Origin of the sequence: Fulvimonas sp. R45 (assembly GCF_030504985.1) — a bacterium.
GTDB lineage: Bacteria > Pseudomonadota > Gammaproteobacteria > Xanthomonadales > Rhodanobacteraceae > Rhodanobacter_A.
Map to the genome: position 1 here is coordinate 47,338 of NZ_JASERU010000011.1, position 12,708 is coordinate 60,045.

Below are 12,708 nucleotides of genomic sequence, written 5' to 3' on the forward strand. Positions count from 1 at the left end.
CCGCGCACAAGCGGCGGGGACGGACGCCTGGCACGGGAGTCATCGCGCTTGATCGACGGCTGGGTGCTGCTGCTGGTCTCGCTGCTGTACGTGGGACTGCTGTTCGCGGTGGCCTGGCTGGGCGACCGGCGGCCGCTGTACCCGCGCCAGCCGCGGTTGCGCCCCTTCGTCTACGCGCTGGCGCTGGCCACCTACTGCTCGTCGTGGACCTTCTACGGGGCGGTGGGCACGGCGGCGCGCTCGGGACTGGCCTACCTGCCGATCTACCTGGGCCCGGCGCTGCTGTTCCTGCTCGGCTTCGGGCTGATGCGGCGGCTGGTGCGGGTGGCCATGCGGCGCAACATCACGTCCATCGCGGACTTCATCGGCGCGCGCTTCGGCAAGTCGCACGGACTGGCCGCGGTGGTGGCGGCGATCGCGGTGGTGGCGGTGGTGCCGTACCTGGCGTTGCAGCTGAAGGCGGTGGCGATGTCCTACGGCGTGCTGCGCGGGCTGGCCGCCGCGGCGCCGGCGACCGGCCTGGGCGGCGATACCGCGCTGTGGTGCGCGCTGCTGCTGGCGCTGTTCGCGATCCTGTTCGGCACGCGCAGCATCGATGCCAGCGAGCACCACCACGGCCTGATGCTGGCGATCGCGCTGGAGTCACTGATCAAGCTGGTCGCCTTCGCCGCGCTGGCGCTGTACGCGTTCCGGCACGAGCCGGCGCTGGGACAGGTGCTGCAGCTGCCGGCCGCGCATGCCGGCGAGGTGCTGCGGCCGGCCTTCATCGCACAGACGCTGCTGGGGTTCTGCGCGGTGTTCTGCCTGCCGCGGCAGTTCCAGATCGGCGTGGTGGAGTGCGAGGACGCCGACGACCTGGACTGCGCGCGCTGGCTGATCCCGCTGTACATGCTGATCGTCAGCGTGGCGGTGCTGCCGATCGTGGCGGCCGGCGCGCTGCTGCCGGCGGTGCGCGACGGCGCCGGCGACGCCTGGGTGCTGAACCTGCCGCTGGCGCACGGCAACGGCGGCATGGCGCTGCTGGCCTACGTGGGCGGTTTCTCGGCCGGCACGGGCATGGTGATCGTGGCGGCGGTGGCGCTGTCCACCATGGTCAGCAACGACCTGGCGATGCCGCTGCTGCTGCGCATCCGCCGGCTGCGGCTGGAGCAGCGCAGCGACCTGTCGCGGCTGCTGCTGCGCGTGCGCCGCTGCGCGATCGTGGCGCTGGCGTTGATGGCCTACGCCTACTACCGGCTGGCCGCCGACGTGGAGAACCTGGCCGCCACCGGCCTGCTCTCGCTGGCGGCCGTGGCGCAGTTCGCGCCGGCGCTGGTGGCGGCGCTGTACTGGCGCGGTGCCAGCCGGCGCGGCGTGATGGCGGGGCTGCTGGCCGGCTTCGCGGTATGGATCTATACCTTGCTGCTGCCGGCGATGGACCACGCGCCCTGGCTGCAGCACGGCCCGCTCGGCATCGCCTGGCTGCGCCCGCAGGCGCTGCTCGGCACGCACGGCTGGGACCCGGTGCTGCACAGCGCGTTCTGGTCGCTGCTGGTCAACGTGGCCTGCCTGGTGCTCGTGTCGCTGCGCTGGCGGCCCAGCCTGGAGGAACGCCTGCACGCGGCGATGTTCATCGATCCGCACGTCGCCAGCCGCGGCGGCGCCGGTGACTGGCGCGGCCGCGTGACGGTGGCCGACCTGCGCACCATCGCCGAGCGCATCATCGGCACGCGTGGCACGCAGCGCGCGTTCGAGGACTACGCGCGCCGCCGCGGCAAGCCGCTGCAGCCGGGCGAATCGGCCGAGCGAGCGCTGATCCAGGCCACCGAGCGCCTGCTCGCCGGCGCGGTGGGCGCGGCCAGCGCGCGGCGCATCCTGATGGGCGTGCTGTCGGGCTCGGGGCTGGACATCGCCGAGGCGATGGCGCTGATGGACGAGGCCTCGCAGGAACTGCGCTTCAACCGCGAGCTGCTCTCCATCACGCTGGAGAACGTGTCGCAGGGCATCAGCGTGGTGGACGGTCAGATGCGGCTGGTGGCATGGAACCGGCGCTACCTGGAACTGTTCGGCTACCCCGACGGCATGGTCTACGTGGGCGTGCCGGTGGCCGACCTGATCCGTTGGAACGCCGAGCACGGCGAGTGCGGCCCGGGCGAGGTGGACGGCCACGTGGCCAAGCGCATCGCCCACCTGCGCGCGGGCACGCCGCACCTGTTCCAGCGCGTGCGGCCGGACGGCAGCACCATCGAGATGCGCGGCCGCGCGCTGCCCGGTGGCGGCTATGTCACCACCTATTCCGACGTCACCGCGTACAAGCACGCCGAGCGCGCCCTGATCGAGGCCAACGAGACGCTGGAACAGCGCGTGGAGCAGCGCACCGCCGAGCTCAGCGAGGCGCTGGCCGCCACCGCGCAGGCTCGTCGCGTGGCCGAGGCGGCCAACGTGTCGAAGACGCGCTTCCTCGCCGCCGCCAGCCACGACCTGCTGCAGCCGCTGAACGCGGCGCGGCTGTTCACCTCGGCGCTGCGCCAGCAGCCGGGGCTGGACGACGAGGCCGGCCAGCTGGCCGAGCGCATCGACGCCTCCTTCCGCGCCGCCGAGGACCTGCTCGACGCGCTGCTCGACATCTCGCGCCTGGACACCGGCAGCTACCGGGCCGACGTCGGCCAGTTCGCGCTGGCCGACCTGTTCGGGTCGCTCCACGCGCAGTTCGCCGGGCTGGCCGAGCAGCGCGGCCTGCGCCTGCGGGTGGTGCCGACCCGGCTGGCGGTGCGCAGCGACCCGCAGCTGCTGCGGCGCATCCTGCAGAACTTCATTTCCAACGCGCTGCGCTACACCCGGCACGGCGGTGTGCTGCTGGGCGCGCGGCGCCACGGCGACGAGGTGCGTATCGAGGTGTGGGACACCGGCCCCGGCATCGCGCCAGCGCAGCGCGCGCGCGTGTTCGGCGAGTTCCAGCGGCTGGACCGGCCCTCGCCGTGGGGCGAGAAGGGCCTGGGCCTGGGGCTGTCGATCTGCGAGCGCATCGCCGCGATCCTCGGCCACCGGTTGGGCCTGGCCTCGCGCGAGGGGCGGGGCAGCTGCTTCTCGGTGGGCGTGCCGCTCGGCACGGCCGCGCCTCGTCACGCGCACAACGCGCGCGGCGCGCCGGCGCCGGAGAACCTGCCGCTCACCGTATTGTGCCTGGACGACGACGCGGCCATCCTCGACGGCATGCGCGCCCTGCTCGGCCGCTGGGGCGTGGACTGCCGCACCGCGCGCGACCTGGCCGAGGCCGAGGCCGAGTTGCGGTGCGGGCCGATCGACCTGATCCTGGCCGACTACCACCTGGGCGAGGGCGTGGACGGCCTGCAGGCGCTGGAGCGGCTGCGCGGCGCGGTCGAGCCGCCGCCGCCGGCCGCGCTGATCACTGCCGACGGCAGCAGCGAGCTGAAGCAGCGCGCACGCGCTCTGGACTACCCGGTGCTGCACAAGCCGGTACGGCCGGCCGCGCTGCGCGCGCTGCTCACCGCGCTGCGGCGGCGGCAGGCGGGCGACGCGGCACATTGACCCGCCGCGCTGGACAGCGTGGCCCGATCGCCGGATAGTGTCCGCGATGTGGTGCAACTCCGAGGCGCCCGGCCTTCGTTCCCGCCGGAACATGGCTTGGCGTCCGTGGCCTGCGAGCCACCGGGCGGACGGGGAAACGCGTCCGCCTCCCGACCCTGGAAAGGAGCACGGACCGTGAACCCGCTGGCCGATCGCCACGGTCGCCGCTTTCCGTACCTGCGGCTGTCGATCGTTCCCGCGTGCAACTTCCGTTGCACGTACTGCCTGCCGCACGGCTACCAGGCCGAGCCCGGCAGCGCCGGCCCGTTGTCGCTGGAGGAGATCGCGCGCCTGCTGCGCGGTTTCGCCGTGCTGGGCATGCACAAGCTGCGCATCACCGGCGGCGAACCCAGCGTGCGCCGCGACCTCGCCGACGTGCTGCGCACCGCCGCCGCGGTGCCGGACGTGACGAAACTCGCGATGACCACCAACGGCACCCTGCTGTCGCGCCGGCTGGGCGAGTGGATGGAGGCGGGACTCAACGCCATCAACGTCAGCGTGGACAGCCTCGACCGCGCCGCCTTCGCGCGCATCACCGGCCACGACCGCCTGGACGACATCCTGCACGGCGTGGACATGGCGCTGGCCGCCAGCCTGCCCACCAAGCTCAACGCGGTGCTGCTGCGCGGCGTCAACGACCGCGAGCTGCCGCGCTGGCTGGACTACCTGCGCGACCACGCGGTGGGCCTGCGCTTCATCGAGCTGATGCAGACCGGCGACAACCTCGCGTTCTTCCGCGACCACCACGTGCGCGCCGAAACGCTGGAAGCGGAGCTGCAGGAGGCCGGCTGGCAGCCGCTGCCGCGCGCCGCCGACGCCGGTCCCGCGCGCGAGTACCGCCATCCCGATTACGCCGGGCGCATCGGCATCATCGCGCCGTACTCGAAGGACTTCTGCGCCGGCTGCAACCGCCTGCGCGTCACCGCCACCGGCGACCTGCGGCTGTGCCTGTTCGGCGAATTCGGCATACCGCTGCGCGCCCACCTGCAGCGCGACGACCAGCTCGACGAGCTGGTGCGCGCCATCGGCGGCCAGATCGGCCGCAAGGAACAGGGGCATTTCCTGCACGAAGGCCGCACCGGCATCACGCCCCATCTCGCATCCACCGGAGGTTGATCCATGCACCAGCGCGAGGATCGCGCCAGCGGTACGTTCCACATGGCCGACGTGCGCCGCAAGCGCGCCACCGCGCGCCGCGCGGTGGCGGTGGGCGAGCTGCATGCCGGCAGCGCTTTCGACGCCATCGTGACGAAGCGGCTGCCCAAGGGCGACGCCATCGCGATGGCCGAGATCGCCGGCCTGCAGGGCGCGAAGAACGCCTCGCAGCTGATGCCGCTGTGCCACCCGCTGCCGCTGGACTACCTGGAACTGCGCTGCGAGCCGGTGGCCGAGCGCCAGGCCATCCGCGTGTACTGCGAAGTGGCCACCTGTGCCCGCACCGGCGTGGAGATGGAGGCGCTGGCCGGCGTCAACGCGGCCCTGCTCACGCTCTACGACCTGACCAAGCCGGTGCAGCCCGCGCTGGCCATCGGCGGCGTGCGGCTGCTGTTCAAGGAGGGCGGCAAGAAGGGGTTGTGGCTGCACCCCGACGGCATGAGCGAGGCCGAACACGAACACTACCGCCCGCGCGCCACGCCGCGGCTGGAAGGCGTGGAGGCCGCCGTGGTCACCCTGAGCGACCGCGCCCATCGCGGCGACTACGAGGACGTCTCCGGCCCGCTGCTGGTCGAACGCCTGCGCGCGCTGGGCGCCGACGTGGGCCCGGCCGAAGTGCGCGCCGACGAGGCCGCGCCGCTGGCCGCGCGCCTGCGCGAACTGGCGGCGGCGGGTATCCGGCTGGTGCTGTGCACCGGCGGCACCGGGCTGGGGCCGCGCGACGTGACGCCCGAGGCGCTGGCACAGGTCGCCGACCGCCACGTGCCCGGCATCGCGGAAATGTTTCGCAGTGAAAGCAGCCAGCACACGCCGCTGGCCTGGCTGAGCCGCGCCGAGGCGGTGCTGCTGGGCGAGACGCTGGTGATCGCCTTGCCGGGCAGCGCGAAGGCGGTGGCGCAGGGCATGGACATCCTCGCGCCCGTGCTCGCGCATGCGCTGGCGATGGCCGCGGGCGAGGACCACGCATGAGCCACGCCTTGCTCGATCCGGCCGAGGCCTTGCGGCTGATCCTCGCCGCCTGCGCGCCACTGCCAGCACACGAGGTTCCCGTGGCCGAGGCGATGGGCCGCGTGCTCGCCGCGCCGGTCGTGGCGCCCGGCGCGCTGCCGCCGTTCGACAATTCGGCGATGGACGGCTACGCGCTGGGCGGTGGCGCGGAAGCACTGGCCGCGGGCAGTGAATGGCCCATCGAGGGCCAGCAGGCCGCGGGCGACGGCGCCACGCGGGCGCGCCGCGGCGCGTGGGAAATCATGACCGGCGCGCGCCTGCCCGACGGCCTGGACCGGGTGATCCCGGTGGAACAGGTCGAGCGGCTGGACGCACCGCCGCGCGTGCGCCTGCTGGCCGACGTGGCGGCGGGAGAAAACGTGCGCACCGCCGGTTCCGACGTGCCGGCGGGCGAAGCCGTGCTTGCCGCGGGGACGCGGCTGGAGCCGCAACACCTGATGCTGCTCGCTGCACTGGGCGTGGCCCGCGTGGCGGTGATTGAACGCCCGCGCGCGGCGGTGCTGAGCACCGGCCGCGAACTGGTGGACGACCCTGCGGCGCCGCTGGCTTCCGGACAGATCCGCAACTCCAACGGTCCCTTTCTTGCCGAGCGCCTGCCGCGTGCCGGCGCCGAACTCGTCCACATCGAGACGGTGGGCGACGAGGTGGACGCCTTTCTCGCCGCCTTCGCGCGCGCCCGCGCCGCCGGCGCGCGCGTGGTGGTGTCCACCGGCGCGGTGTCGATGGGCCGCTACGACTTCGTGCCGCAGGCGCTGGAGCGGCTGGGCGCGGAGGCGGTCTTCCACAAGGTCGCGATCCGCCCCGGCAAGCCGCTGCTGTTCGCGCGGCTGCCCGACGGCACGCTGTTCTTCGGCCTGCCCGGCAACCCCATCGCGGTGGCGGTGGGGCTGCGCTTCTTCGTGGAGCCGGCGCTGCGCGCGATGCTGGGCCTGCCGCGCGAAGCGCCGTGGCGCGTGCCGCTGGCCGCCGATTACGCCAAGAAGCCGCGCCTGCGCTTCCACCTCAAGGCGCGCGTCACGCTGGACGCGCAGGGGCGCCTGGCGGCACGCGTGTTGCCGGGGCAGGAGTCCTACCGCATCCGTCCGCTGGCCGAAGCCAACGCGTGGGTGGTGGTGCCGGTGGAGGCGACCGGACTGGCCGCCGGCACGCTGGTGGAGGTGTGCGGCCTCGGCCACCTGGAAAGCCCGGCCATCGACGGGAGCCACGCATGAAGATCCGCATCGCCCTGTACGGCGCCCTGCGCGAGGCCGACGCCAGCGGCCGCGTGGAACTGGAGGTGCCCGCCGGCAGCAGCATCGCCGAGTTGCGCGAACGGCTCGCGGCGCACCTCGCCGGGCACGCGCCGGCGATCCCGGCGGGACTGGTGCGCCGCTGCGCCTTCGCCAGCGCCGAGGAAATCCTGCACAACCACCGCGCCGTGCCCGAGGGCGTGGAACTGGCCGTGCTGCCGCCGGTGAGCGGAGGCTGAGATGGACGAGCTGCACGTCGCCGTGGTGGAACGCCGCGTGGCCGCGCTGGACGTGGCCGCGGCGTTGGATTTCGTGGGCGACCCGCGCTTCGGCGGCATCGCCACGTTCATCGGCCGGGTGCGCGACCACAACGTGGGTCGCGTCGTCACCGGCATCAGCTACGACCTGTTCGAGCCGCTGGCGCTGCGCCTGTTCCGTGCCATCGGCGAACGCGCGCGGGCCGAGGTGGGCGCGCCGCTGAAGCTGTGGATCGCGCATGCGAAGGGCGACCTGGCCATCGGCGATCTCGCCGTGGTGGTGGCCGCCGGCACGCCGCATCGCGACGAGGCCTTCCGCGCTTGCCGCTTGGCCATCGAGGCGGTGAAGCACGAGGCGCCGATCTGGAAGCAGGAACACTACGTGGACGGCGACAGTGCCTGGAGCGAGGGCTGCTCGCTGTGCGAGGAACAGCGCGAAGCCGAGCGCCTTGACCATGCCGGCCATGCCCACGGCCACTGAGCGCCTGCCATGCGTCGGCGTGGTGCTGGCCGGCGGCCGCTCCACCCGCATGGGGCGCGACAAGGCGCTGCTGGATTGGCAGGGTCGCCCGCTGCTCGAACGCCGGCTCGACGCGCTGCGCGCATCGGGCGTGGACGACGTGCGGGTGAGCGGCGACCGCCCCGCTTATCAGGGCGTCGCCGATGCGCAGCCGGGGCTTGGGCCGCTGGCCGGCCTTGCCGCCGTCGCCGAGGCGACGGCGGGCGAAGCCGAGCTGCTGGTGATCCCGGTGGACATGCCGCTGCTCGGCGCCGCGCTGCTGCGCCGGCTGCGCATGGAGCAGCCGGCGGCATGCGGCCTGCGCTGCGCCGGCCACGTACTGCCGATGCGGCTACGCCTCGATCCGGCAAGCCGCGCGCTGCTCGCGGCGCTGCTGCGCGGGCGCGAGCCGCGCCAACGTTCGCTGCGCGCGCTGCAGCAGGCGCTGGATTGCGCGGAGATCGCGCTGACCCTGGACGAGGCCGCGCAACTGGCCGACTGCAACACCGAGGCAAGCTGGCACGAGGTGAACCGATGAGAGTGCAACAGCAGGGACAGTCGCTGCGCCTGCGCATCGACGAGGCGGAACTGGCGACGCTGCTGGCGGGCGGCACGGTGGAAAACGCCACCCGCTGGCCCGACGGCCGCGACGAACGCCAGCAGCTGGCGCTGGCCGCACGGCACGGCTGGCGGCGCGGCGACGACGGCTGGCGCATCGAACTGGCGGACGCGGCGGTGCGCGGACTCGCCGCGCGCCTGCCCAGTCGCGACGGCCTGTCGTTCGGGCTGGCGGTGCCGGGCGGCGATACGCTTGAAGTGCTGTTCGACGTGGACGTGCGCGACAGCGTGCGCCAGCGCCGCGCAGATCAGGCAGGCAAGGCGTGAAGCGTCCCGCGAGGTTCGCGCGCTGGCTGGCGCCGTGGCTCCTGCTGTTCGGCCTGGCCGCGCTGGCCGGCGATGCCCCGGTGCTGCGCGTGGCCTACGCCGGCTCGATGGGCGTGGTGATGGACCACGACCTCGGCCCCGCGGTGGCCAGTGCGCAGCACGCGAGCTACCAGGGCATCGGCCAGGGCTCGTATGCGCTGGCGCGCCTGCTGGCCGGCCGGCAGTTGCAGGCCGACGTGTTCGTGGCGATCACGCCCGGCCCGGTCAAGCTGCTGCAACAGGCCGGCCTGGTGGAGCATGCGGTGCCGGTGGCCAGCACGCGCATGGTGGTGGTCTACAGCCCGAAGAGCCGCTACGCCGCCGACTTCGCCGCCGCGGCGCAGGGCCGCAAGCGCTGGTACGAGGTGCTGCGCGAGCCCGGCCTGCGCTTCGGCCGCACCGATCCCGCGGTGGACCCGCAGGGCGCCAACGCGCTGCTCGCCCTGCGGCTGGCGGCGCGCTACTACCACCAGCCCGACCTTCTGCAACAGGTGGCCGGCGATTTCCAGAATCCGCGGCAGATCTTCGCCGAAACCTCGCTGATGTCGCGGCTGGAGGCGGGCCAGCTCGACGCCACGATTGGCTACGCCAGCGCCGCCTACTCGCACCACCTGCCCATCGTCGACCTGCCCGCCGAGATCGACCTGGCGCAACCGGCGCTGCAGGCGTCGTGGTACGCCGAGGCCGGCTTCACCCTGGCCAACGGCAGGAAGGTCGAGGCGCAGCCGCTGGTGTTCTACGCCGCGGTGCCGGTCGATGCGAAGCAGCCAGCGCTGGGCCGCGCCTTCGTGCAGTTCATGCAGGGCCCGCAGGGACAGGCGATGCTGCGCGAGCGCGGCTACGACCCGCCGCACGGGAAGGCGCTGTGAGCGATGCCCTGCGGCCACGCCTGACGACGCTTGCCGCGGCGCTGGCGTTGTTGCTGCTGGCGGCGCCGTTCGTGGGCCTGGCGCTCGCCACCGACTGGCGCCATTTCGGTTTCGCGCAAGGCGACGGCGGCGCGGTGGCGGTGTCGCTGGGCCTGAGCCTGCTCGCGCTGGGGCTGATCGTGGCGCTGGGCACGCCCTTGGCGTGGTGGCTGGCGCGCCATCGCGTGCGCGGGCAGTGGCTGGTCGACGCGCTGCTGCTGCTGGCCCTGCTCACGCCGCCGCTGGCGATGGGCCTGCTGCTGGCCACGGTGTACGGCCCCTACGGCCCGGCCGGACAGCTGCTGGAACGGGCGGGCCTGCTGCTGACCAACTCCGCGCCGGCCTTCGTGATGGCGCAGTTCTACGCCGCGCTGCCGTACTACGTGCTGGCCGCGCGCGCCGCCTTCGAGGGGGTGCCGCGCGAGCTGGAGCAGATCGCGCTGACGCTGGGCCATTCGCCCGCGCGCTGTTTCTTCCGCGTCAGCCTGCCGCTGGCGCGGCTGGGCCTGGCCGCGGCGGTGGCGCTGGCCTGGGTGCGCGCGCTGGGCGAGTTCGGCGTGGTGCTGATCGTGGCCTACTACCCGCAGGGCATCCCGGTGAAGCTGTGGACGAACCTGCAGGACCTCGGCCTGCCGGCGGTGTATCCGCTGCTGTGGGTGTTCTTCCTGGTCGCCTTGCCGCTGCCGCTGGCGCTGGGCCTGGCCGTGCGCAGGCGGCTGGCCTGATGCGCGTCGACTACCGCATCGAACGCCCGGTGATGCTGTCCGCCTCGTTCGAGGTGGGGGGCTTCACGGTGCTGCTGGGCACGAGCGGGGAGGGCAAGACCCTGCTGTTGCGCGCCATCGCGGGCCTGCTGCCGGCGCGCGGCGAGCCCTTCGACGGCCTGCCGCCGCAACGCCGCGCGGTGGGCTACCTGCCGCAGGGGCATGCGCTGTTCCCGCATTTGAACGCGTGGCAGAACGTGGCCTTCGCGCTGCGCGGTCCGCGCCGCCGCGACGAGGCCGTGGCGTGGCTGGAGCGGGTGGGCCTGGCCACGCTGGCCGAGCGGCGTCCCGCCCAGCTGTCCGGCGGCCAGCAGCAGCGCGTGGCGCTGGCGCGCGCGCTGGCGCGCAAGCCGCAACTGCTGCTGCTGGACGAACCCACCTCGGCGCTGGACCCCGCCACCCGCGACGACGTGCTGGCCGAACTGATCGCCGAGGTGCACGCGGCGGGCATCCCCGCGCTGGCGGTGAGCCACGACCCCGCGCTGGCCGCGGTGGCCGACCGGCTGGTGCTGATGCACGACCGCCGCATCGTGCAGGTGGGTGCGCCGGCCGAGGTGCATGCCCGGCCGGCCAGTGGCGCGGTCGCGCGCCTGCTCGGCCTGCGCAACGTGCAGCGCGGGCGCATCGTCGGGGCGCCGGGCACGCAGCGGTTGCTGTGGCCGGAAGCGGGGGCATCGCTGCCGGTGGACACGGCGCTGGTCGATGGCACCGAGGTGGACTGGCACATCGCGCCGGAGGCGGTGGAATGGCACGATGCGGCCACGGCGACCGCCGATGCCGTCGCGGCCAGCGTGGAACTGCGCCAGGTGGGCGCGCACGGCCATGGCGCCGGCCTGCGCTGCGGGCAGGCGCGGCTGTGGGCGGCCTTGCCGCCGGAGGGCGCGATGCACGGCCGGGTGCGGCTGCCGACGTCGTCGATCCGCTGCTGGCCGGTCTGAGCGCCGGCGTTCAGCGACGTCAAATCGCCATCACTTCGACTTTACGCTGTCTGGGCGAAGTTACCGCGGCGTTCGGAGGACGCGGCCAGGGAGCGCACGCGGCGCATTTGACTCCGGACAAGGACAACCGCGCCGCGCGGGGGTAGCGTGACCGCCAGCCGTGCCGGCCATGGACACAGCCAGCCGAGGGAGGCCAGCGCGATGGGTGTCGCCTACCGGGTGTTGTTCGCCAGTACGTTCGCGTTCGTGGTGTGCTTCGCGGTGTGGATGATGTTCGGCGTGATCGGCATCCCGATCCGCCAGGAGCTGGGCCTCAACGCCACCGGGTTCGGCCTGCTCACCGCCACGCCGGTGCTGTCCGGCGCGGTGCTGCGCCTGCCGCTGGGCATCTGGACCGACCGCTTTGGCGGCCGCATCGTGATGACGGTGCTGCTGCTGGCCTGCGCCGTGCCGGTGTGGCTGGTGGGCTACGCCGGGCAGCTGTGGCAGCTGCTGCTGGTGGGGCTGATCCTGGGCGCGGTGGGCGCCTCGTTCGCGGTGGGCACGCCCTACGTGGCGCGCTTCTTTCCCGCCTCGCGGCGCGGTTTCGCGATGGGCGTGTTCGGCGCGGGCACCAGCGGCGCGGCGCTGAACCTGTTCGTGACGCCGCTGCTGGTGGACCACTACGGCTGGCGCATGGTGCCGCGCATCTACGCGGTGGCGCTGCTGCTCACCGCGGTGCTGTTCTGGCTGCTGGCGGCGCCGGACCCGGGCGTGGGCCAGGGTGGCAAGGCATCGGGCATGGGCGCGCAGCTGCGCGTGCTGCGCGATCCGCGGGTGTGGAAGTACTGCCAGTACTACTCGCTGACCTTCGGCGGCTTCACCGCGCTGTCCTTGTGGATGCCGCAGTACTTCATCGGCGAGTACGGCGTGGCGATCGGCACGGCGGCGCTGCTGGCGGCGTGCTTCTCGCTGCCGGCCGGCGCGCTGCGCGCGCTGGGCGGCACCTTGGCGGACAAATTCGGCGCGCACGCCACCACCTGGTGGGTGCTGTGGGTGTCGTCGGTGATGCTGTTCCTGCTGTCCTACCCGCAGACGCAGCTGGTGGTGCACACCATCCGCGGCCCGGCCAGCTTCGACATCGGGCTGCGGCTGTGGCTGTTCGTGCCGCTGCTGTTCGTGCTGGGCGTGGCGCTGGCCTTCGGCATGGCGTCCACCTTCAAGTACCTGGGCGACGACTTTCCCGAGAACCTGGGCGTGGTCACCGGCATCGTGGGCCTGGCCGGCGGCCTGGGCGGCTTCCTGCTGCCGATCCTCTGGGGCGGGCTGCTCGACTGGCTGGGCATCCGCTCCAGCGCCTTCATGCTGCTGTACGGCGTCGTCATCGTGGCGCTGGTGCTGATCTTCTTCACCGAGGTGCGGCAGGTGGATTTCCACGGCCGCCACGTCCCGCCCTCCAAGCCCCAAGCCTGAGGTCGCC

12 protein-coding genes and 1 riboswitch are annotated in these 12,708 nt (G+C 73.4%); all 12 genes read left to right on the forward strand.

Annotation, left to right across the window (positions count from 1 at the left end):
- Positions 1-48: 48 nt before the first annotated feature.
- The 12 genes from QMK61_RS11340 to QMK61_RS11395 all read left to right on the forward strand — a co-directional run bounded on the left by QMK61_RS11340 (position 49) and on the right by QMK61_RS11395 (position 12,701).
- Positions 49-3,528 (forward strand): NahK/ErcS family hybrid sensor histidine kinase/response regulator, encoded by a 3,480-nt coding sequence (locus QMK61_RS11340; RefSeq protein ID WP_302072318.1) that lies wholly within the window; start codon positions 49-51, stop codon positions 3,526-3,528.
- Positions 3,529-3,573: 45 nt separating this feature from the next.
- Positions 3,574-3,710, forward strand: a riboswitch (molybdenum cofactor riboswitch).
- Complete coding sequence (gene moaA, locus QMK61_RS11345; protein WP_302072319.1) at positions 3,703-4,683, forward strand: GTP 3',8-cyclase MoaA; 981 nt, start codon at positions 3,703-3,705, stop codon at positions 4,681-4,683. Its footprint overlaps the riboswitch before it by 8 nt.
- Before the next feature lie 3 nt (positions 4,684-4,686).
- Positions 4,687-5,691: a bifunctional molybdenum cofactor biosynthesis protein MoaC/MoaB gene (gene moaCB, locus QMK61_RS11350; protein ID WP_302072320.1), complete on the forward strand. Its 1,005-nt coding sequence runs from the start codon at positions 4,687-4,689 to the stop codon at positions 5,689-5,691.
- A gap of 8 nt (positions 5,692-5,699) precedes the next feature.
- A complete protein-coding gene (gene glp / locus QMK61_RS11355) occupies positions 5,700-6,941 on the forward strand; it encodes a gephyrin-like molybdotransferase Glp (protein ID WP_302072377.1) in 1,242 nt (413 codons plus the stop codon).
- On the forward strand, positions 6,938-7,198 hold the full coding sequence (locus tag QMK61_RS11360) for a MoaD/ThiS family protein (protein WP_302072321.1): 261 nt from the start codon (positions 6,938-6,940) through the stop codon (positions 7,196-7,198). The genes glp and QMK61_RS11360 overlap by 4 nt, the downstream gene beginning before the upstream one ends.
- A 1-nt stretch (position 7,199) precedes the next feature.
- Positions 7,200-7,697, forward strand: a complete 498-nt coding sequence (locus QMK61_RS11365) for a molybdenum cofactor biosynthesis protein MoaE (RefSeq protein ID WP_302072322.1) — start codon at positions 7,200-7,202, stop codon at positions 7,695-7,697.
- Positions 7,681-8,253: an NTP transferase domain-containing protein gene (locus QMK61_RS11370; protein ID WP_302072323.1), complete on the forward strand. Its 573-nt coding sequence runs from the start codon at positions 7,681-7,683 to the stop codon at positions 8,251-8,253. The genes QMK61_RS11365 and QMK61_RS11370 overlap by 17 nt, the downstream gene beginning before the upstream one ends.
- The gene (locus QMK61_RS11375) at positions 8,250-8,600 is read left to right on the forward strand and encodes a hypothetical protein (RefSeq protein ID WP_302072324.1); all 351 of its coding nucleotides are present in this window, start codon (positions 8,250-8,252) and stop codon (positions 8,598-8,600) included. Before QMK61_RS11370 ends, QMK61_RS11375 begins: the two co-directional genes overlap by 4 nt.
- Positions 8,597-9,508 (forward strand): extracellular solute-binding protein, encoded by a 912-nt coding sequence (locus QMK61_RS11380; RefSeq protein WP_302072325.1) that lies wholly within the window; start codon positions 8,597-8,599, stop codon positions 9,506-9,508. Before QMK61_RS11375 ends, QMK61_RS11380 begins: the two co-directional genes overlap by 4 nt.
- Positions 9,505-10,272, forward strand: a complete 768-nt coding sequence (locus tag QMK61_RS11385) for an ABC transporter permease subunit (protein WP_302072326.1) — start codon at positions 9,505-9,507, stop codon at positions 10,270-10,272. Before QMK61_RS11380 ends, QMK61_RS11385 begins: the two co-directional genes overlap by 4 nt.
- Positions 10,272-11,249, forward strand: a complete 978-nt coding sequence (locus QMK61_RS11390; RefSeq protein ID WP_302072327.1) for an ABC transporter ATP-binding protein — start codon at positions 10,272-10,274, stop codon at positions 11,247-11,249. Before QMK61_RS11385 ends, QMK61_RS11390 begins: the two co-directional genes overlap by 1 nt.
- A gap of 147 nt (positions 11,250-11,396) precedes the next feature.
- The gene (locus QMK61_RS11395; RefSeq protein WP_302072328.1) at positions 11,397-12,701 is read left to right on the forward strand and encodes a nitrate/nitrite transporter; all 1,305 of its coding nucleotides are present in this window, start codon (positions 11,397-11,399) and stop codon (positions 12,699-12,701) included.
- The last annotated feature ends 7 nt before the right edge of the window (positions 12,702-12,708 follow it).